Here is a 19,446-nt window from a genome sequence, read left to right on the forward strand (position 1 = left end):
GATCTTCACGCTTCATGATGCGTCTCCGCAGCGTCGGGCCAGCCGTGCTCGAGATGCGCGCGCGTATCTCGCGGCAGGCCCGCGGCCGGCGCGATGCGCCAGATCGAGAAGGGCCGGGTGTCGGGCTCGATCCTGATATGTTGATGGCGCCCGCGCCACTCGAAGCTCGCGCCGTTCGCGAGATCCGTGACAGCGAGCGCGTCCCATTCGTTCATCTGCCAATGCGCGAACGTGTGCCATGGCAACTCGATATCGGCCTCTTGCGGCGAGAACGGATCGAGGCTGATGGCAACGAGAATCACATTGTCGCGAGCGGGTGTCGCCTTTTCGAAAAACAGGATGCTGTCGTTGTGCGCGCTAAGGAACGTAAGGCCGAGATGGCTTTGCAACGCCCGGTTCGTGCGGCGAATGCGGTTCAGCGTCGTAATGATGTCGACGATATTGCCGGGCCGGTTCCAGTCCCACGCGCGTAACTGGTACTTCTCCGAATCGCGATACTCCTCGCTGTTCGGAAGCGCTTGTGCCTCGCATAGCTCGAAGCCGCAATAGACGCCCCACAAGCCCGATAGCGTCGCGGCCAGCGCCGCGCGGATCATGAAGCCGGCGCGTCCCGATGCTTGCAGATGGCGAGGATTGATATCGGGTGTGTTGACGAAAAAATGCGGCCGAAAATGTTCGCGCACGTTGGTTTGCGTGAGCTCGGTCAGGTAGTCGGTGAAATCGCGCTTCGATTCGCGCCAGGTGAAGTAGGTGTACGACTGCGAAAAGCCGAGCTTCGCCAAGCGATACATCAGTCGTGGCCGAGTGAACGCTTCCGACAAGAAGATGACTTCGGGGTTCGTCGCGCGGATGTCGGCAATCATCCATTCCCAGAATGGCAGCGGCTTCGTATGCGGGTTGTCGACTCGGAAGATGCGCACGCCCGCATCGATCCAGAATCGGATCACATCGCGAAGCGCGAGCCATAGCGCGGGCTTGGCGTCATGCGCGTAGAACTCGGGGTTGACGATGTCCTGATACTTCTTCGGCGGATTTTCCGCATAGCGCAGCGTGCCATCCGGGCGCCAGGCAAACCATGCCGCATGCTCGCTGAGCCAGGGGTGATCGGGCGAGCACTGAATGGCGAAATCGAGCGCGATCTCGAGACCATGCGCATGTGCCGCGGCGAGCATGCGCTTGAAGTCGTCCAGCGTGCCCAGTTGCGGATGCACGGCCGTATGGCCGCCTTCGGCGCCGCCGATCGCATAGGGGCTGCCCACATCGTCCGGCTGCGCGTTGAGTGTGTTGTTGCGGCCCTTGCGGTTCGCCTTGCCGATCGGGTGGATCGGCGGGAAGTAGAGCACGTCGAACCCCATGTCGCGGATGCGCGGCAGCTTGGCGATCACGTCATCGAAGGTGCCGTGGCGGTGCGGGTCGTCGCTCATCGAGCGAGGGAAAATCTCGTACCACGAAGCAAACCGCGCGGCGAGCCGCTCGGCGTCGATACGATACGTCGTCATATCGCGCGAGAGGAACGGGCGGTGCCGCGCAAGGGCGACGGCTTGCGCGGTATCGGCGGCAAGCACGAGGTCGAGCTGCGCATCCGGGCGCGCGCGCGAGAACTGCTGCACGATTTGCTTGAGGCGTTCGAGCGCGGTGTGTTGCGTTTGTCGCGCGTTGGCGGCGGCATCGTCGCTCGTGCTGTCCGTGGTCTGCGCTTCGGCCAGCACACGCGCCAGCAAATGGCGTGCTTCCTCGAGTTCGAGTTCGACAGTCTGCCCCGCATTCAGCTTCTTGCGCATGTGATCGACGAGCGAGGCGAAATCGTCGCGCCAAGCAATCACGGTGAACTCATAGCGGCCCGTGCGCGCCAGTGTGATGTGGGCGCGCCACAGATCGAGGCCGGCCGGTTCGGCTGGTGTCATGACCGTTTCGCGCCAGGCTACTTCATCGGCGGCGCGCCAGACGACGGCGGCGGCGATCTTGTCATGCCCTTCGCCGAAAATCGCCGCGCTGATCTCGACGGCTTCCCCGACGACACGCTTGACGACGAAGCGGCCCCCATCGACGCTCGGCGACACGTTTTCGATCGCAAGACGCGGCGCATTGAGCGCTTCAGTGACGGCAGCCGTTGCCGCACGCTTGGAGCTGTGCCGCAGCGTCACGCAAGGACGCGGGAGGGCGCGCAAGAGCCGCGTCTCGCCCGGCGGCAGCGTGAACGCGCTGAGCGGCTCGGGGGGCGTCGTGCAGGCGCTCGTCAGCGGTTTGAAGGCCGTGAAGCCGCCGGGCACGCCATCGAGCAGATGCGCCGGGTCGACGAATGCGGGCGCGCTCAAGTCGGGGTTGGCGACGAACAGCAACGCTTCGCGTGCGTCGCGCAGATCGGCGCATTCGCCGCGCAGCAACACGGCGGCGTTCACTCCGGCACTCGACAGCGCCCGCAACTCGCCGACCGTTGCGAGCAGCGGCGTTTGCTGCACCAGGCGATTCATTTGCGCAATGTACTCGCTCAAATCGAAACGGCCCGCGGCGCAGGCCTCCCGATAGCGTTCGGCGCTGCCTGAACGGTACGAGAGCGGTTCGTCGATGCCGCGCTCAAAGCCCATCGGCATCAGCCAGCCGGTACCTAGCGCGACGGCTGCCGCGATGGCGCGCCGATACGCACGCTCGACCACAATCGCGTCGCTTTCGCCGGCATAATCGGCCGCAAGGCGTTGCCCGTACGGCGCTTCGGGAAAAGCAATAGGCGCGCCGACGGCGACCAGCGCAGCATGTTCGTCCGCAAGCCAGTCTGCTCGGAAGTCCCACCAGCGCGCCGACGAAAAGACGCTGTCGAAACGCGCTTCGGCGAGTTGCGCGATGTCGCCCCGCGCGAGCCCTGGCGTGGCGGCCAGAAAGCGCGTCTCGGCCTGCTGCCGAGGTTGCGGCGGCTGAGCGGACACAGCTGCGCGAAGTGCGCGCCACACGTCGGTCGGCACGCGATGCGGCGAATCGAAGCGAAAGCCGGCCACGCCGGCTTGCACGAGCGTGCTCAACCGCTCGCTCCACCAGGCGATAATTTCGCTCGTGGCACTCGGGGCGTCGAAGTTAAAGTACGCCGCGTGATCCTCGTGCCGCGCGTGGCGCGGATCGAGCTGCGCGTGTTGCGGCTCGAAGGGATGGAACCAATGCGGCCGATTGCGCACGAGCCCGGCGTTGGCGGCCATCCGATCGATGACGAGATCGACGAGCAGCGCGAGCCCGTGGCTGCTGGCGGCTTCGGCGAGCCGATGCAAGACCGTATCGGCGTCGTCGGTCGTGTCGAAGGCGGGATGAACGTTACGGTGATCGGCCGTCAGTTGCAGGTGGCCAGCTTCGCCGGGTAGGAACGGCGCGCCGATCAGGACGTGATCGAAGCCGAGCGCGGCGGCGTGCTCGAACTGGGCAGGCCATGCATCGAGCCGCCCGACGAGCAGAGGGTGAATGAAATAGATTCGTGGCGCATAGACTTGACGTCGTTCCATCGGTCGATTCCGTTGTCATCCGGCGGTGTGGATGCACGCGGTGCGCGCGATCGCATCGCCAAAAAAGGGCGGCCCGTGTTGGCGCGTCGAGGCGGGAAAGGACGTCCGTCCGCGGCAAGCTGGCGCATGAGCGCAAGCAGGTTGCATGCCGCGTTGAGCGGACGGCGTGCGCGAGTCGGCGCGTCGCAGTCAATGCAAACCAGTATGCGCGCCTTTGGCGGGCGGTGGGGCCGTTTTAGCCAACCACTGCGATGCAACGGGGAACGATATAGCCGTGACGCCGGCAGGTGGCGCCTTTTTACACGGCCGTGTCGATTTGCGCGTGGTTGTTTGCTTGCACCGCACGGTCGATGCCTGCCACACCGCGAGGCGTCGATGCCATATCGCCGCATTGCAGGACGCTTACAGTCGCCAATAAACGACGCTCGCCAGCGCGTTTCGCATGCTTCGGGTTGGGCCCGATTGCGCACAGACGATTGTCGAATGATGCCGACCCGGCTATATTTCGTCGCAGTGGGTACCGCCCGCGCATCTCGCACCATCTCGCATAATGAAAGATCGCCAGTTCCAGGGCGGCGTCAAGACCGGATTCGGGGCGACCTTCATGCCGGTGCGTACCGGCAGGGTCACGGATATGACCTTGGAGCCCACATGACAGATGTTCGAGAGAGCCGGTGCGGCAACACGCCGGCGGCTTTCGCCCGTAGACAATTCCTGCTCGGCACCGGCGCTTCGGCTGTGGCGCTGTCGTTGGCGGCGGCGCTTGGCCTGCCGTTCGGCAGCGCGTCCGCGTTTGCCTTTGCGCCGCCGGCTGGCGGCGGGCAGGATGCGTTTGTCGCGTTATCGCAACAGCTGACGGGCCGCGCGCAGTTCGACCCAACACTGAGCCAGCGCATCTATGCAGCGTTGGCAAAAGCAGACTCCGCTTTTACGGAGAATGTCGCTGCACTCAATACGTGGCTCAAATCGCATGGCGGTGTGCCGAGCGATACCGTGACGGCCGCGCTGCAGGCCGAGGAGCCGCGTCTGGCGAAGACGGTAAGCCAAATCATGCGGGCCTGGTATCTCGGTCTCGTCGGTGAAGCGCCGACTATCAGCGTGCTCGCCTATGAACGCGCGTTGATGTTCGACCCGGTGCGGGATGTCCTCACGGTGCCGTCGTACTGTCGCGACGTGCCGTTCTATTGGGCGAAGAAGCCCGCCATCGGATAAAGCGGCCCGCCGCGGCGCACGCAGGCGCCGAAAGCTGATACCTGAACACCGAACATCGAACACTGAGCACATCTCATGGCATGCCGTCGCTCAAGTTGTCGCCGGCGTGTAATTTGCGGCCCCAGGCCGCTCGATTCATTGAACTCATATCGCAATTCAACACATGGCCAACAACCCTTCTGCCGATGTCGTTGTAGTTGGCTCCGGTGTGGCGGGCGGTCTCGTCGCGCACCAGCTCGCCTTGGCGGGCGCCTCGGTGATCCTGCTCGAAGCGGGGCCGCGCGTGCCGCGCTGGCAGATCGTCGAGAATTTTCGCAATTCCGCGGCGAAGGCCGACTTTGCGACACCCTACCCGTCGATGCCGTATGCGCCGCACCCCGAGTACTCGCCGCCGAACGGCTATCTCGTCCAAAAAGGCGAGTATCCGTATGAGTCGCAGTACCTGCGGCTGGTCGGCGGGACAACATGGCATTGGGCCGCGGCCGCGTGGCGTCTGCTGCCTTCCGATTTCAAGCTGAAGACGCAGTTCGGCGTCGGCCGCGATTGGCCGATTTCTTACGAAACGCTCGAGCCGTGGTATTACGCGGCGGAAGTGCAATTGGGCGTGTCGGGCCCGGAAGCCTCTACCGATTTGGGCTCGCCGCGCTCGAAGCCGTATCCGATGGCGGCACTGCCGCTGTCGTATCTCGATGCGCGCTTTAGCGAGGTGCTCAACGGCAACGGCTTCAAAGTCGTGTCCGAACCGGTGGCGCGCAACAGCCGGCCTTACGACGAGCGTCCGACTTGCTGCGGCAACAACAATTGCATGCCGATCTGCCCGATTGCCGCGATGTACAACGGTGTAGTCCATGCCGAGAAGGCCGAGCAGGCGGGTGCGCAGCTCGTGCCGCAGGCGGTGGTTTATCGAGTCGAAGCCGACGACAAGGGGCTCATTTCCGCGGTGCACTACCGAGACCCCGCCGGCGGCACGACCCGTGTGACGGGCAAGTTTTTTGTGCTGGCGGCCAACGGTATCGAAACACCGAAGCTGATGCTGATGTCGACGACGGATAAATTCGTCCGCGGACTCGGCAACAGCTCGGATCAGGTTGGCCGCAATTTGATGGACCATCCCGGCACCGGCGTGAGCTTCCTGGCGAACGAGGCATTGTGGCCCGGGCGCGGGCCGATGGAGATGACTTCGGTCGTCAACTTTCGCGACGGCGCGTTTCGGTCCGAATACGCGGCGAAGAAGCTGCATCTGTCGAATGGCGTACCGACGATGGCGATCACGGCTGCGTTGTTGGCAAAGGGCGTGACGGGCGCCGAGCTCGACCGGCAGATTCGAGACCGCGCTTCGCGCACGCTGACGATCAACAGCTTTCACGAGATCCTGCCGAATCCGCAAAACCGGATCTTGCCGTCGGCCGATCATAAAGACGCGCTCGGCATTCCGCAGCCCGAGATTTACTACGCCATCGGCGACTACGTTAAAAAGAGCGCCGCGCACACGCACGAGGTCTATGCGCAGATTGCGGCGTTGTTCGGCGGGGCCGAGGTGACATTCGACGATCGCTTTGCGCCGAACAATCACATCATGGGCACGACGATCATGGGTGCGGACCCGGCCGATTCGGTGGTCGATGCCGATTGCCGTACCCACGACCATCCGAATCTTTTTCTCGCCACGAGCGGGGTGATGCCGAGCGCTGCTTCGGTCAACTGCACGCTGACGATCGCGGCGCTCGCGCTGCGGCTCGCCGAAAAGCTCAAACATGAACTCTGACGGCGCGGTAAATCGATGAGAACCCCGATGACGAACCAGCCACTCCGTTCTGAAGCGGCTCAAGCCGATAACTCGACGCCGCCCGGTCGGCCTCTACTGCGGCGGCGTCTGCCTCTGCGTGTGCGCATGGGCAGCGTCGCCGCCGCGTTCTCGTTGTTTGCGCTTTATCTGGCGTGGCATGCTTCGACGGATGTGCAATCGCAGTTGTCGGTCGACGAATCGCCGCTTTCGGCGGCGCGTGCGCAGGGGCAGCCCGAGGCGCGAAGCGCCGCGGCGGCTTCGGGGGCGGTGGCGCTGTCGCTACCCGCGGCGCACGAAGCGTCGAACGCGTCGAATACCCCGGCGGTCTCGAGCAGCGCTACGAGTCCATCGAGCGCCGCTGCCGACGTCGCTGCTAGTGCAGCGGGTGGGCCCGGCCCCGAAGGTTCCTCGCCAAGTGCGGCAGGTTTTACGCAAGCCGATGCCGAGAGCGCCGACCTCGTCAAACGCGGCGCGTATCTTGCGCGTGCCGGCGATTGCGCGGCCTGCCATACGTCGGACAAGACACGCCCGTTTGCGGGCGGCCTGCCGATCGGCACGCCATTTGGCACGATCTATACGCCGAACATCACGCCTGACGCCGACACCGGCATCGGCCGCTGGACCGATGCCGACTTCGTTCGAGCAATGCACGAGGGCGTGGGAAAAGGAGGCGAGCACCTTTATCCGGCTTTCCCCTACGCGGAATACACCCGTGTCGCCGAGCGCGATGTGCTGGCGATCCGCGCGTATCTGAACACGTTGACGCCGGTGCATTACACGCCGCCGCGCAACGAGTTGAGCTTTCCGTTCAATCAGCGCTGGCTGCTGTTCTTTTGGAAGCTCTTCAATTTCCACGAGGGGCGCTTCGTGCCCGATCCGAAGCAAAGCCCGCAATGGAACCGCGGTGCGTATCTCGTTGAAGGGTTGACGCACTGCGAGGAATGCCATACGCCGCGCAATTTCATGCAGGGCTTGAAGACGAACGATCGCTTGTCGGGCGAGGTCCAAGCCGGTTGGCACGCGTTCAATATCACGCCCGACAAGACCAGCGGGATCGGCAATTGGAATGATGACGATTTATTGCGCTATCTCGCTGCCGGCGTGGCACCCGGGCGTGCGAATGCGGCCGGGCCCATGGCGGAGGTAGTCGCCAACAGCACGCAGTTTCTGACCGATGCCGATTTGCGCGCGATCGGCGTTTATCTGCATTCGGTGCCGCCGGTTTCGGGCGGCGAAACGCGTGCGCGCGACCAATGGGGCAAGCCGGCTGACGACGTGACACGTTTGCGCGGCACCGCCGTTGCGGGCGTCAATGGGGCGCAGCTATTTATTGCCAACTGCGCGACGTGTCATGATTGGAGCGGCCGCGGCATTGGCGGCAACGCGCCGCTCGCCTATCCGTCGTTGATTCATAACACGGTGGCGGGCGCACCCGATGCGAGCAATTTGGCGATGGTCGTATTGTTTGGTGTTGCGCGAAATACGGCCGGCGCCGACGTGATGATGCCCGGCTTCGGTAAACAACTGAACGATGAGCAGATCGCGGCAGTCGTGAACTATGTAACGCAGCACTTCGGTAACCCGCATGCAACGCTCACGGCCACCGATGTGGCCCGGCTGCGCACGCGGCAGCAATAGCCGTAGCAGTAGTTGTGGTTGTGGCTGTAGCAGTAACGAAGCGCTGCACCTGAGTGGCCGCCCCTGTGGCGGGCACGGGATGATAATGCTGTATGGAAACGACGCTTCAATCTTCACCCATCGTGTGCCGGCATGCTGCGAACACCGCCGGGCGCGATTTCGTTGTCGGCGACTTGCATGGCTGTGTCGACGCACTGCGTTATTTGCTGCGCGAGATCGAATTCGACGGCACACGTGACCGTCTTTTCTCGGTAGGCGATTTGATCGACCGCGGCAGCCAATCGGAAGAAGCGCTTACGCTGCTCGACAAGCCGTGGTTTTACGCCGTGCTCGGCAATCACGAAGAAGCGCTGTGTCTGGTGGCCGAAGGCAGCATGCGCCGCAGTTGGTGGTACGGCATTGGCGGCGAGTGGGCGGAAGGTTTGCCCAATGAAACGTTGCAGCGGTATGCGCAGCGTTTGCGCACGCTGCCGCTCGTGCGCGTCGTCGGCACCGGCCTGCGCCGGTTCAATATCGTCCATGCCGAGTTCTTCGGCTCCGATACCGAACTCGACGCGGGCGTTTTCACCGAGCGCGTGCGTCAGCAAATGCTGTGGGGCCGCGAGCTTGCGCTCGGCAACGGCGACCCGGCACGGCAAGCGGGCCTTTCACTGACCTACTGCGGCCATACGCCGATGCGCGAGATGGGGCGCATCGGCTCGCAGCTTTTTATCGATACCGGTGCGTTCGCTGTAACGGGCAAGCTCACCATCACCGAAGCCCTGACGCTCAATGCGTGGGCCGTATCGATTGAAACGGCGATGGCCGAAGGGGCGGCGCAAATGGCGTTGCCGTGACGCGTTGATAGCTGACCGTCGGGGTTAGCCGACTTGATTGAGTTCGAAGACGCTGTCGATCTCGGTGCCGTTCCAGTTGTACTCGAGATAGGCTGCGTGCACGCACTCGCGCAGGATCGTCGTTTTGAGCGCCGCCAGACATTGACCGCTGGCATCGCGCACCGATGGATAAACGATTCCCGGCGCGCCTGCTTTGCGCGCAGCGCGTCCGAGCGCCTGCGCTGCGCCATAGTCGGTAGGCGAGAGCACGGCGGGGTCGAGCGTTTCGTCGCTGCGCAGGTCAATGACCTCGCCGCGAGCCGTGACCGTGTACAGGCGCATTTGCTGCCGCATCGGCGGCTCGCAGGTTGCCGCAAGAAACTTCGTCGCATGAAAACGCGTTTCCGCGATGGCAGTGCGCGACGCTTTTGCGCAATAAAAGACGCCGTAGCTGCCGTCGGAAAACCGGCTGCCGAGCGGGTTCAAGTGCGTGAATGCGGCCATGATGGGCCCGCTGCCGGCGCCGAAGCACCGTTCGTCTCGCGGTACGAGATCGAGTTCGCCGATTTCCGTGCGCAGGCGGTCGTTCGTCATTGCTTCGAGCGCATAAAGCGCATCGAAGTCTTCGCTCGACGCGACGCGATCGAACAAATTGACTGCGGGAAAGCGCGTGGGAATGACGCGATAGGCCGGTGACCAATCGAGCGTGGCGAGACGCCAGCGAATCTGCCGGTTTTCCTCGCTCACGCCCATCCGCCCCGCATGGCATCGAGATATTGCCGCACGACGACGAGATCGCTGACATTGCCGGCGAGCATCCGGTCCAGCGCGCGGGCGCCGCCGAACGGAGGCGCACTGTTGGGGCGCTTGACCCAGGCATCGGCTCCGGCCGGCTCGGGCAGCAGAATCTGCAGCGCCTTATAGATGCCGAGCAGCAGCGACAGCCGCTCCAGTGTGTCGCGCGACAAACGCGCCGATTCGGGAGCCGCTTTCCATTTGAAGAACGTCGACCGGCCGGGCGAGCCGAGCAGCACGATTTGCTCGTCGATGGAAAGGTCCCAATCGCGGGCAATGTTGAAGAATGCCCGCAACCCCGCTGCGGACATATCCGCGACGGAAGGGGCGCTGCCCGACGGCTTGGGCGTGCGCGCGGCGGGGGAAAGGTGATGGATTGCGACGGCAGCAGACATAAAAAATCGTCCAAATCAAGTCTATATCTGCATATTAGTCCATCCGTAGATTAATACAACCCCGTCTGGCGAACCTCGGCTGTCTGCCTGAGCGTTTTCAATCGAACCGCACGCAATGGATTGGCGGCAGATGCGCCGACGCCTGGTGCCAGTGTTCGCCGCTGTCCTCCGACGTCCATAGCCCGCCCGTGGTCGAGCCCATAGCGAGGCGTGTGCCGGTTGCGTCGATTGCCAGCCCGTGGCGGTAGACGAGATCATAGGCGGGTGGCGCCGGCAGTCCGGCGCAAAACGATGTGAACGTCTTTCCGCCGTCATTTGTGCGCGTCACGACGAACTGAGCATCGACGGGCACGCGGCAGGCGTCTTTGGCCGCCGGCACAAACCAGGCGGTGAGTGGGTCGCGCGGATGCGCCGCGACCGCGAAGCCAAAACTCGACGGTTTCGCCTCAATGCGTTGCCAACGTTCGGCAGCGTCGGTCGAACGGAAGATAGCGCAATGATGCTGAGACCAAAGCGTGTCGGGCGCCGCTTCACATTGCACGATGCGGTGCGGGTCTTGCACGTTGCCGTCGTCGCGGCGTTCGGGCGGCATATAGTCGGCCTCCATTCCCCGCGCGCTCAATTGCCAACTCGCACCGCCGTCGCGCGTTTGCCAGACGCCGCCGCACGACACGCCGACGGTCACATGTCGGCTGTCGCGCGGATCGACGACGACGGAGTGGATGCCGGCGTGATCGTAGCCGCCGCCCGCCCATTCGGCGCGCTCGGGCTTGTCCCACAGCGCGCGATTCAACGTCCAGCTATCGCCCCCATCGTCCGAACGGAAGAGGCCACCGGGAATCGTGCCGGCCCACAAGGTGCCTGGCTCGTCGGTGCCGCCCGGTTCGAGCACCCAGAGCTGCTCCAGGGTCCACGAGCCCGACGCTGCCGAATCGTCCGTCGCCGGCTCGTCGCGCTGCGACGGATAAGCGGGCACAGCGCATTCTTCCCATTCGCGTGTCGTAGCGCGTCTGCGGTGTAGCTTCACGCCGAAGTGTCCGAGGTTGAGCGCGGCATAAAGCGTGCCGTCGCACGGGTCGGCGAGCGTCATGGAGACGGGCTCGCCGAGAAAATGCGTGATGCCGGAGCGCACGTCGAGCGGCCCGCCGCCCCAAGGGAATTCGAAAAGACCCTTGCGGGTTGCGACGAGTAATCGATCGCTCATGATGAGTCTCCTTTATGCCGTCAGCCGAAGCACCGCCCGCCTGCATGAGGTGCGTGCTGCGCCACCCGTTGCCTTATCCGCCCGACAGCGCTTGCACGACGTAGATTCGACTGTTTTCGTTCACCGAATCGGACAAACGCTGGCGGTCCCGCACGGGCTGCCCGTCGACGAAGACAGCCAGATGGCGACGCAGCGCGCCTTGGTCGTCGACGATGTAGCCTCGGAGCCTCGGCTCGTCAGCGAATGCGGCAGTGAGCGCCTCGTCGACGGAGCGGGCGGCCACGTCGCGCTCTGGAGCGGGGACGTGCCGTTGAATCGACGCCGCGAAAAAGAGATGCGCCATGGCGGGAGTAGGTAAAGGGAAGGGACGGTTGCCGCGCTTTGCGTTCAGTTTAGTCGAGCCCGTCGCTGCACAAACGTCGGCGCTGCGGTAGATTGCATCGACATCGCCTCCGTTCCCCACGGAAATGACAACCCACGTGAAATCTTCAAATGACAGTCACGATACGCACGATCGAACCGAGAGACGAACCGCGCTGGCGGCTGCTTTGGGACGATTACATGCGATTTTACGAGCGCGAGCCGTCTGACGCGGTGACGCAGCATGCGTGGTCGAGAATCCTCGATCCGGCGTCGCCCGTGCATGCGATCGTAGCGGCAGGGGACGACGGTCTCGTCATCGGCATCGCGAATTATGTGATTCATGAGAGCACCTCGCTTTTGACGCCGGTGTGCTATCTGCAGGACTTGTTCGTCGATCCGGCCACGCGTGCGCAAGGCGTGGGTGGTTTGCTGATCGACTGGCTGGTCGACGCGGCGCGGCAACACGGCTGGTCGCGGTTTTACTGGAATACGAAAGAGAACAACTATCGCGCCCGCGCACTATACGACCGCTATACGCCGCACAGCGGCACCGTGCGCTATGCGATCGATTTCGATAACGAGTAGCGAGTAGGCCGATGCCGCTCGCGCGTAGGCACGGGCACTAACACGGGCGGCTCATCCTAACCGCGCCCGAGCGCTGCCGCCAAAATGCGCAGCGCCGCGATTGAGCGCGGTTCGCGCACGCGCGAATGCATGACGATCTGCGAACGCGGCAGCGGCGGCAGGCCCGCGGCGCTGCCGATATCGACGACTCCCGCGGGCGCGACGCGCTTGGCTAGCGCCGAGACAGCCAGCCCGGCGGTGAGCGCCGCGCCTACCGCGGCAATGCCGCCGCCGACGAAGATCTCCTGCCAGGCAATGTTCGCCCGATCGAGCGCTTGCAGCGCAACCGAGCGCACACCGCAGGGTCCCGCCAGCATCGCCAGCGGCAGCGGTGCACTGGGGCTGCGCTTCCAGCCCGGCGCGGCGAGCCAGGCGAGCGGCTCGATAAACAGCGGCTGTGCGTCGCTGCAGCCCGCCCACGTCGGCGTTTGCTCCGCTTCGTATCGCACGATGCAGGCGTCGAGTTGCCGTTCGTCGTATTGCGCGAGCAGCGCAGCCGACTGACCGAGGTGCATTTCGACGACGAGCTGCGGATCGTGCCGATGCAAGCTCGTCACGATGCGCAGCAGTTCGGGGCCGGCCGCATGCTCGCTGAGCCCGATTTTGAGCCGGCGCTGTTCAATGCTGAGCGAGGCCAGCGCGCGCTCGTGCGCATCGAGTAGTTCGCGAGCCGATTCGACAAACGCATCGCCCGCCTGCGACAGGCGCACCGAGCGCGGCGTCCGCTCGAACAGCATTTGGCCGAGTTGAGCCTCCAGCCGTTTGACCTTGAGACTAACGGCCGATTGCGTTGTTGCCAGCGCGTCGGCGGCGCGCGTGAAGCTGCGCAGATCGGCTACCTGCACGAACGCGCGGACGGCATCGAGGTCGAGTACTTTCATTTACGTTTGAAATAGATGAAATCATCTTTAATGAGTTTTAATTATGGCTGGAACAATTTAATCTGGCTACTGGAGTCATCGATGATCGACCGGTCGTGATCCGATGCTGACCCATTCACCTACGAGGCCACTGCCATGCCGCTGATCCGCATCAATTTGAGCGCAGGAAAATCCGCTGAATACCGCGAGGGGCTGGCGAACAGCATCCAACGCGCGCTGGTCGAGACGTTCAATGTTCCTGAAGACGATCAATTCGTGCTGTTTGCCGAGCATGAGCCGGGTCTGATGATTTACAACCGACGATATCTCGGCATCGAGCGTGGCGACGATTTCGTCGTGATCCAGCTCACCGTCAGCAATACGCGCACGCTTGCGCAAAAGGAGGCGCTGTACCGGCGCATCGTCGAATTGGCGGCTGAGCGTCCCGGCGTGCGCCAGCAGGATGTGTTCATCAATCTGGTGGAGGTGTTGCCGGAGAACTGGTCGTTTGGCAATGGCGTGGCGCAGTACGTCAAGCGATAGGCGCGTTGGGGCGCACTGCGCCCTGCGTAAGTTCGGCGCGAGTGTGTAACATCGGAAAGACCGCGACCTCGGACGCCCCGGACGTAAGGAATTGCCGATGTTCCGTGCCTTAGAGCTGGTGCTCGAAATAAAGACGAAGCCCACGCGGGCAGAAAAACGGCAACCGCGTGCGTCTTCGGCTACCAGCACGCGCATCGCGCGGGCGCTTGCGCGCTTGCCCTCGATGGTGCGCACGAGCGCTCGCGAGCCGTTCACCGTGCGGCTTTTCGAGCGCGGCGACGAGGCGGCCTGCATGGTACTGGAAGCGTGCTCCGGTAGCTGGCGCGTCGCGATATTGCGCGGCGAACCGCTGCTGCCGGGCTTGATGCTTCGCGATGTGATCTGCGAAACCTCGTTGGAAGCGGGGGCGCTGCTGGCCACGAGCGACGCAATACCGCTCGAGTTTCGTCAGGCAATAGCCGGAGAAGCCGACGCCGAGCTTACATCGATAGGCCCTTTGCCGTTGCATCGTGCCGCGTTTCGGTGGGATGCCCCTGATGGCCGTCGCGTCGATGTTGCGCTGCTCGACGGGCTCGATCCGATGTCCGAGGACCACGGTTGCCCCTCGTTTTGCGAACTCCATCTGCGGGCGCCTTGCGAAGGTGTTGGCGGCGGCCTGCCAAACGATGCCGACGTCAAGCCGGCGTGCGCCGCGCTGTTGGCGGCGGCACACATGCTCGTCGACGCGTTGCCCGCTTTTATCTCGCTAAGCGATGTCTATGCACGCGCGCTGGGTCACGACGGCGTCGGACCGGTCCGCGCGGCGCGCATCGACCTGGCGGGTGCCCGCACGCCGCACGCCGCGCTGATCGCAATCGGCAGCAATATCACATGCCAGTGGTTCGGTAACGCGTGCGGCGTACGCGAAGGTGCGGGCGCGGAGCCCGTGCATCAAATGCGGGTCGCTTTGCGGCGCGCCAAAACGTGTGCGAAAGTGTTTCCCCGCTGGCTGGACGAGACGTGGCAGACCCGCGTCGCCTCCGGTCTTGCATGGCTGGGCGAGCAGTTAGGCGAAGCGCGCGACCTCGATGTATTCGTGAGTTCGACGCTGCCCGCGCTGGCCGCATCGGATGTGGACGCTTCGGCCTGGGCCGCCGTGCAGGCGTCGGCGCAAGCGCAACGTCACATCGCGCATGAGCGCTTGCACGCAGCGCTATTCGATCGCCGCTATGCACAGTTGACGCTCGGCTGGCTCACGTGGCTGGCCAACCAGCGTTTCTCGGCCGGTCCCGCGAAGCACGCCCGGCGCACGCTTGCAGACTATGCTGCAAAGCGCGCGCGTCGTTATTGGAGGCGGCTGACGGCCAAGCCGGCGCTGACGTCGCTCGATACGGCGGCGCGCCACCATCGCCGCATCGAGGCGAAGCGTTTGCGCTACACCGTGGAATTCTTCGAGCGGGTCGTCCGCCCCCGCGCGGGACGTAAGCTGCTACGTCAGTTGAGCCGAATCCAGAGCGCGCTGGGCGCGGGCAGCGATGCGGCAACGGCACTGCGTTTTCTTGACCGATTGGAGCTCACGCCTTACCAGCGGGGTCTCGCGCGCGGCTGGTGCGAAGCCGTCGACCGCGGCGCGGCGCGCGAAGGCGAGCGGCTCGTCGCCAAGTTGCGCAAGCCGAAGATCTCGCGCGGGCGTTGAGCCGTTGCCTATAATGGCCGCCCGCCGTTACGTTTGATTTCATCCCATTTCGTTCCATTTAGCGCGCCGATTCCATGACTGAACCCTCCGTCGATACACAAAAGCGCGATACCGATGCGCTCGCACTCGATGGCGCATTGTGGCTGCGCGCCGGAAGCGAGACCCTGGCTGGCGCGACGCGCATCGCGCTACTGGCAGCCATTCGCGAAGCGGGCTCGATCACAGGGGCGGCCAAGGCAGTGGGCGTCAGCTATAAGGCGGCATGGGAGGCCGTCGACGCGATGAACAACCTGGCCGGCGAGGCGCTCGTCGTACGGGCCGCCGGCGGCAAAGGGGGCGGCGGCACGACACTGACGCCGCGCGCGGAGCGCCTGATCGAGACGTTCTATGCGATCGAGCGCGAGCACCGAGGCTTCATGGAACGCGCGAGTGCCGCGATCGAAGGCTTTGCCGGCGATTGGACATTGATCGGGAGAATCGGGATGAAAACGAGTGCGCGCAACCAGTTGTACGGCACCATCGCCTCGATCAAGCCCGGCGCGGTGAACGACGAAGTCACACTCGCGCTGTCGGGCGGGCAGCAAATCGTCGCGATCATCACGCATGCGAGCACCGAAACGCTGGGGTTCGAGCCCGGGGCCGAGGCTTATGCGCTGATCAAGGCCTCATGGGTGCTGCTTGCTGTCGACGATTCGGGCACAGGCGCGCGGCTGCGGATCTCGGCACGTAACCAGTTGAGCGGGACGATCGTCACGGTGACCCGCGGTGCCGTAAACGCCGAAGTGTCGCTCGAACTCGATGACGCGGCGCGCGGGCCGGCGGCGGCTCCTTCATCGAATGTCGTCACGGCAATCGTGACCAATGAGAGCGTGGACGAGTTGCAGTTGGCAACGGGCAAGCGCGCCATCGCCGCGTTTAAAGCGTCGAGCGTGATTCTCGGCACGCGCGGATGATCAGCGCGTCAGAATGGTTTGGAGCGGCAGCGCCGCTTCGACCCGGCCATCATTCAACTGGACGACTTGATCGCCGAACACGGCCACATCAGCCGCATCGTGCGTGATCAGCACCATTGGGATCTCGAGTCGCGCTTGCAGCTCGGAAAGCTCGCGCCGCATTCGTTCGCGCATGGTGGCATCGAGTGCGGCAAATGGCTCGTCCAGCAGCAGCATGCGCGGCTTCGCAATCAGCGCGCGCGCAAGCGCAACACGCTGCTTCTGCCCCCCTGAAAGCTGCCACGGATAGTTGCCCGCGACGCTGCGTAGCTCGAACGCATCGATCCAATACTCGACGTCCGCGCGCGCTTCGTTCGGACGCGGATTGAACCAGCCACGCCGCAGTGCGAAGCCGATGTTTTGCCGCACGTTCAGGTGCGCAAACAGCGCGTAGTCCTGAAAGAGATAAGCTGCCCCGCGTTCGCGAGCCGGGACGTCGATACGGTGCTCCGCATCAAAGAGCGCACGCCCGGCAAGGGTAATGGCGCCCGCATCGGGCTGCACGAGCCCGGCGATGGCCTGTAGCGTCAGCGTCTTGCCGGCACCGGAAGGTCCGAACAGCACCACGCGCTGGCAATGGGTTTCGAACGAGACTTCGAGTGTGAATTGCCGCTCGCGCGTGACGAGTGTTTTGCGGATATCGACAGCGAGCGTCATTTGTTCAGCGCGAGGTCAAAAGCGAGTGCTGCGGAACAAGCCGCCCCGCGACAAGCAGCACGACGATGCAGACCACAGATGTGACGAGCACGAGCAGGTTCGCGGTGGCGTCGTCGCCGGCTTGCACCGCCGAGTAGACCGCCACCGACAACGTCTGTGTTCGTCCGGGCAGGTTGCCGGCAATCATCAGCGTCGCGCCGAATTCCCCCAGCGCGCGCGCGAACGCAAGCAACCCGCCGGCAAGAATACCGCGCGCCGCAAGGGGTAGCGTCACGCGAAAAAAGAGCGCGGTTTCGCTGAGGCCCAGCGTGCGCGCGGCTTGTTCGAATTGCGGCTCGACTGCTTCGAACGCGGCACGCGCCGACTTCAACACGAGCGGGAAGGCCGCCACCATTGCAGCGAGCACTGCGCCCTGCCAGGTGAACACGAGCTGAATGCCGACGGAATCGAGCCAGCCGCCCAGAACACCGCGCCGGCCCAGCAATACCAGCAGGTAATAGCCGAGCACGGTAGGCGGCATGACCAGCGGCAGCGTCAGCAGCGCATCGACGACATCGCGCGCGCCGGAGCGCCATCGCGCTAGCGCGAGCCCGGCGACGACCCCTACCGCCAAATCGAGCGCAGTCGCCCAGCCGGCGACTTTTAGCGACAGCAGCAGCGGAACCCAGGCCTGATCCATCATGATCTCAGCGCGCCGCAACCGGTTTGAAACCGTATTTGGCCAGCAGGCTTTGGCCAACCGGCGAGCGGACGTAGTCCACGAATGCTCGCGCCGCGGCGGCGTGACGGCTCGATTTCACGACGGCAATCGGATAAGCGATCGGTGTGGGCGTTGGCAGTGTCGCGGCGATTTTCACGCGTGTTGCCGCGATGGCGGCGTCTGTGCCGAAGACAAAGCCGGCATCAACCTCGCCGCGCGCGACATAGTCGAGACACTGGCGCACGTTCGCGGCGAGTACCGACTTCGCTTTAATCGCTTCCCAGATCGGATAGCCATCGCGTTCGAGCGCGCTTTGCGCGTAGCGTCCTGCAGGGACGGAGGCGGGGTCGGCAAGCGCGATGCGCTTGACCTCGGGCATCGTCGCGAGCGCGCGCGGCGAATCGACGGCAAGCCGGCTGTCCGCGGGGACGATCATCACGAGCGAGTTCGCGGCGAAATCCTGGCGCGAAGCGGTATCGATGACGCCAGTTTTAACGGCCTTGTCCATCGCCGCTTCGTCGGCGGATGCGAATACATCGGCCGGTGCGCCATTGGCGATTTGCTGCATGAGCGCGTCCGAAGCACCGAAATTCAGCAGCACCTTCGTGCCGGGCTGGTGCTGCTCGAAGCCGTTTGCGATGTCCTTGAACGCATTCGTGAGGCTAGCCGCGGCCGAAACGACGAGCTCGTCGGCAGACGCCGGGCTAGCGCCGAAGCACGCGAGCACAGCGGCGAGGGCGACGACTGGGCAGGTGAATCTGCGTCCGGCGAAACGTGTAAATAAGGTCATTAAGGCGTGGGGTCGCAGCGAAATCGCTATCGTAATATACCTAAGGTTATAACGGTGTGCGCATCGACCGTGACCCGGGCAAGCATGGAGCGTAGCAGCGGAGGGGGCGACGGCGACCCGTCAGTCAGGTCAAACCGGATGGCAACGAGGCATCGTGCCGTAGCGCTGCGTCCGGTGTCCGGCGCGGGGTTTGGACGCCGGCTTTCCAGCGAGCGCGAATGAACGGCCGATCGCGGCCGGACAGGTGCAGCGCGACATGGGTAATCCAGCGCTGCGTCGGCACGCGCACATCATGAAGTGCGACGGCCAGCATTAGCAGGCTGACGGCCACGGGCACGACGGAGAGCTTGCCTGGCCGTGCATTCCACGCACAGTAAGCGAAGCACACTGCGGCAAGCGCGCCGACGATGCAGCCCGACACAGCCTCGGAGGGCGAATGGGCATCGAGCACGACGCGCGAGAGCCCGACGGCAATACCGGCCGCAAGCCCGATCACGATGCCTGCCACGCGCACGCTTGCGCGCGTTGGCAAGAGCGTCAGGAAGATACCTACCGGATAGACTGCCGTTGAAAGCATCGCATGGCCGCTGACGCCGGTGAAATCCCACGCACGCACGCCGACGCCCCATCCGAGAAAAGCGATTTTCGTCAGCGCGACGATGCTGACGGCTGCGGCGAGGATCGCGAGCCAACCAAGCGCGAGCCGCCACGTATAGCCGAGCGCAAGCCACAACGCGATGGTGAGCGCGAGGGGCAGCGTGAGACCCGCGCCGCCGAGGCGCGTGATCGAATACCAGAGGTGGATCGGCAGGTCGTGCATAGAGCGTGCGACGCACAAGCGGCGTCGACTTGATCGTAACTTCACAACGCGCGAGCCGCCCGCTCGGACGACACGAAATACGTGCGCGAACACAC

Annotated in this window: 18 protein-coding genes; 8 read left to right on the forward strand and 10 right to left on the reverse strand. The window is 64.2% G+C overall.

What is annotated here, in order from left to right; all coding sequences use genetic code 11:
- Positions 1-5 precede the first annotated feature (5 nt).
- The gene (locus tag ACSQ20_RS24850; RefSeq protein ID WP_436025178.1) at positions 6-3,482 is read right to left on the reverse strand and encodes a maltotransferase domain-containing protein; all 3,477 of its coding nucleotides are present in this window, start codon (positions 3,480-3,482) and stop codon (positions 6-8) included.
- A 651-nt stretch (positions 3,483-4,133) separates the two neighbouring features.
- Here ACSQ20_RS24850 and ACSQ20_RS24855 point away from each other — a divergent pair.
- From ACSQ20_RS24855 to ACSQ20_RS24870, 4 genes are all read left to right on the forward strand, one after another.
- Positions 4,134-4,694 (forward strand): sugar dehydrogenase complex small subunit, encoded by a 561-nt coding sequence (locus ACSQ20_RS24855; protein ID WP_436025180.1) that lies wholly within the window; start codon positions 4,134-4,136, stop codon positions 4,692-4,694.
- Positions 4,695-4,857: 163 nt separating this feature from the next.
- Positions 4,858-6,459, forward strand: coding sequence for a GMC family oxidoreductase (locus ACSQ20_RS24860; protein WP_436025182.1), 1,602 nt, complete (start codon positions 4,858-4,860; stop codon positions 6,457-6,459).
- Between the two features lie 126 nt (positions 6,460-6,585).
- Positions 6,586-8,118 (forward strand): c-type cytochrome, encoded by a 1,533-nt coding sequence (locus ACSQ20_RS24865; RefSeq protein ID WP_436025899.1) that lies wholly within the window; start codon positions 6,586-6,588, stop codon positions 8,116-8,118.
- 92 nt (positions 8,119-8,210) lie between these two features.
- Positions 8,211-8,954, forward strand: coding sequence for a metallophosphoesterase (locus ACSQ20_RS24870; RefSeq protein WP_436025184.1), 744 nt, complete (start codon positions 8,211-8,213; stop codon positions 8,952-8,954).
- A gap of 24 nt (positions 8,955-8,978) precedes the next feature.
- Here the strand turns inward: ACSQ20_RS24870 and ACSQ20_RS24875 are convergent, their stop codons facing one another.
- The 4 genes from ACSQ20_RS24875 to ACSQ20_RS24890 all read right to left on the reverse strand — a co-directional run bounded on the left by ACSQ20_RS24875 (position 8,979) and on the right by ACSQ20_RS24890 (position 11,670).
- A complete protein-coding gene (locus ACSQ20_RS24875; RefSeq protein WP_436025186.1) occupies positions 8,979-9,686 on the reverse strand; it encodes an RES family NAD+ phosphorylase in 708 nt (235 codons plus the stop codon).
- Complete coding sequence (locus tag ACSQ20_RS24880) at positions 9,677-10,039, reverse strand: MbcA/ParS/Xre antitoxin family protein (protein ID WP_436025901.1); 363 nt, start codon at positions 10,037-10,039, stop codon at positions 9,677-9,679. Before ACSQ20_RS24880 ends, ACSQ20_RS24875 begins: the two co-directional genes overlap by 10 nt.
- A 181-nt stretch (positions 10,040-10,220) precedes the next feature.
- Positions 10,221-11,327, reverse strand: a complete 1,107-nt coding sequence (locus ACSQ20_RS24885) for an exo-alpha-sialidase (RefSeq protein ID WP_436025188.1) — start codon at positions 11,325-11,327, stop codon at positions 10,221-10,223.
- Positions 11,328-11,400: 73 nt separating this feature from the next.
- The gene (locus ACSQ20_RS24890; RefSeq protein WP_436025190.1) at positions 11,401-11,670 is read right to left on the reverse strand and encodes a MoaD/ThiS family protein; all 270 of its coding nucleotides are present in this window, start codon (positions 11,668-11,670) and stop codon (positions 11,401-11,403) included.
- Between the two features lie 149 nt (positions 11,671-11,819).
- Between ACSQ20_RS24890 and ACSQ20_RS24895 the strand changes: the two genes are divergently transcribed.
- Entirely contained in the window at positions 11,820-12,275 is a 456-nt protein-coding gene (locus ACSQ20_RS24895; protein WP_436025192.1) for an N-acetyltransferase family protein, read from the forward strand.
- Positions 12,276-12,331: 56 nt separating this feature from the next.
- On the opposite strand, the gene ACSQ20_RS24900 is transcribed toward ACSQ20_RS24895, so the two are convergent.
- Complete coding sequence (locus ACSQ20_RS24900) at positions 12,332-13,195, reverse strand: LysR family transcriptional regulator (protein ID WP_436025194.1); 864 nt, start codon at positions 13,193-13,195, stop codon at positions 12,332-12,334.
- Between the two features lie 135 nt (positions 13,196-13,330).
- Here ACSQ20_RS24900 and ACSQ20_RS24905 point away from each other — a divergent pair, with 135 nt between their 5' ends.
- The 3 genes from ACSQ20_RS24905 (at position 13,331) to ACSQ20_RS24915 (ending at position 16,345) form a co-directional block, all read left to right on the forward strand.
- The gene (locus ACSQ20_RS24905) at positions 13,331-13,717 is read left to right on the forward strand and encodes a tautomerase family protein (RefSeq protein ID WP_436025196.1); all 387 of its coding nucleotides are present in this window, start codon (positions 13,331-13,333) and stop codon (positions 13,715-13,717) included.
- Between the two features lie 97 nt (positions 13,718-13,814).
- Positions 13,815-15,392, forward strand: coding sequence for a CHAD domain-containing protein (locus ACSQ20_RS24910; protein ID WP_436025198.1), 1,578 nt, complete (start codon positions 13,815-13,817; stop codon positions 15,390-15,392).
- A gap of 74 nt (positions 15,393-15,466) precedes the next feature.
- Complete coding sequence (locus tag ACSQ20_RS24915; RefSeq protein ID WP_436025200.1) at positions 15,467-16,345, forward strand: TOBE domain-containing protein; 879 nt, start codon at positions 15,467-15,469, stop codon at positions 16,343-16,345.
- Here ACSQ20_RS24915 and ACSQ20_RS24920 read toward each other — a convergent pair whose 3' ends face one another.
- The 4 genes from ACSQ20_RS24920 to ACSQ20_RS24935 all read right to left on the reverse strand — a co-directional run bounded on the left by ACSQ20_RS24920 (position 16,346) and on the right by ACSQ20_RS24935 (position 19,351).
- The gene (locus ACSQ20_RS24920) at positions 16,346-17,041 is read right to left on the reverse strand and encodes a sulfate/molybdate ABC transporter ATP-binding protein (protein WP_436025202.1); all 696 of its coding nucleotides are present in this window, start codon (positions 17,039-17,041) and stop codon (positions 16,346-16,348) included.
- 4 nt (positions 17,042-17,045) lie between these two features.
- Complete coding sequence (gene modB / locus ACSQ20_RS24925; protein ID WP_436025903.1) at positions 17,046-17,720, reverse strand: molybdate ABC transporter permease subunit; 675 nt, start codon at positions 17,718-17,720, stop codon at positions 17,046-17,048.
- Positions 17,721-17,727: 7 nt separating this feature from the next.
- Entirely contained in the window at positions 17,728-18,531 is an 804-nt protein-coding gene (gene modA / locus ACSQ20_RS24930; protein WP_436025204.1) for a molybdate ABC transporter substrate-binding protein, read from the reverse strand.
- A 124-nt stretch (positions 18,532-18,655) separates the two neighbouring features.
- The gene (locus ACSQ20_RS24935; protein ID WP_436025206.1) at positions 18,656-19,351 is read right to left on the reverse strand and encodes a phosphatase PAP2 family protein; all 696 of its coding nucleotides are present in this window, start codon (positions 19,349-19,351) and stop codon (positions 18,656-18,658) included.
- Positions 19,352-19,446: the final 95 nt, after the last annotated feature.

It is taken from the genome of Trinickia sp. LjRoot230 (genome assembly GCF_964253315.1).
In the GTDB taxonomy this organism is placed as follows: Bacteria; Pseudomonadota; Gammaproteobacteria; order Burkholderiales; family Burkholderiaceae; genus Trinickia.

Bases quoted from the DNA above. Each gene is read 5' to 3' on its own strand.
- ACSQ20_RS24850 (WP_436025178.1), bottom strand. From the start codon at position 3,482: ATGGAACGACGTCAAGTCTATGCGCCACGAATCTATTTCATTCACCCT.
- ACSQ20_RS24855 (WP_436025180.1), top strand. From the start codon at position 4,134: ATGACAGATGTTCGAGAGAGCCGGTGCGGCAACACGCCGGCGGCTTTC.
- ACSQ20_RS24860 (WP_436025182.1), top strand. From the start codon at position 4,858: ATGGCCAACAACCCTTCTGCCGATGTCGTTGTAGTTGGCTCCGGTGTG.
- ACSQ20_RS24865 (WP_436025899.1), top strand. From the start codon at position 6,586: ATGGGCAGCGTCGCCGCCGCGTTCTCGTTGTTTGCGCTTTATCTGGCG.
- ACSQ20_RS24870 (WP_436025184.1), top strand. From the start codon at position 8,211: ATGGAAACGACGCTTCAATCTTCACCCATCGTGTGCCGGCATGCTGCG.
- ACSQ20_RS24875 (WP_436025186.1), bottom strand. From the start codon at position 9,686: ATGGGCGTGAGCGAGGAAAACCGGCAGATTCGCTGGCGTCTCGCCACG.
- ACSQ20_RS24880 (WP_436025901.1), bottom strand. From the start codon at position 10,039: ATGTCCGCAGCGGGGTTGCGGGCATTCTTCAACATTGCCCGCGATTGG.
- ACSQ20_RS24885 (WP_436025188.1), bottom strand. From the start codon at position 11,327: ATGAGCGATCGATTACTCGTCGCAACCCGCAAGGGTCTTTTCGAATTC.
- ACSQ20_RS24890 (WP_436025190.1), bottom strand. From the start codon at position 11,670: ATGGCGCATCTCTTTTTCGCGGCGTCGATTCAACGGCACGTCCCCGCT.
- ACSQ20_RS24895 (WP_436025192.1), top strand. From the start codon at position 11,820: ATGACAGTCACGATACGCACGATCGAACCGAGAGACGAACCGCGCTGG.
- ACSQ20_RS24900 (WP_436025194.1), bottom strand. From the start codon at position 13,195: ATGAAAGTACTCGACCTCGATGCCGTCCGCGCGTTCGTGCAGGTAGCC.
- ACSQ20_RS24905 (WP_436025196.1), top strand. From the start codon at position 13,331: ATGCCGCTGATCCGCATCAATTTGAGCGCAGGAAAATCCGCTGAATAC.
- ACSQ20_RS24910 (WP_436025198.1), top strand. From the start codon at position 13,815: ATGTTCCGTGCCTTAGAGCTGGTGCTCGAAATAAAGACGAAGCCCACG.
- ACSQ20_RS24915 (WP_436025200.1), top strand. From the start codon at position 15,467: ATGACTGAACCCTCCGTCGATACACAAAAGCGCGATACCGATGCGCTC.
- ACSQ20_RS24920 (WP_436025202.1), bottom strand. From the start codon at position 17,041: ATGACGCTCGCTGTCGATATCCGCAAAACACTCGTCACGCGCGAGCGG.
- modB (WP_436025903.1), bottom strand. From the start codon at position 17,720: ATGGATCAGGCCTGGGTTCCGCTGCTGCTGTCGCTAAAAGTCGCCGGC.
- modA (WP_436025204.1), bottom strand. From the start codon at position 18,531: ATGACCTTATTTACACGTTTCGCCGGACGCAGATTCACCTGCCCAGTC.
- ACSQ20_RS24935 (WP_436025206.1), bottom strand. From the start codon at position 19,351: ATGCACGACCTGCCGATCCACCTCTGGTATTCGATCACGCGCCTCGGC.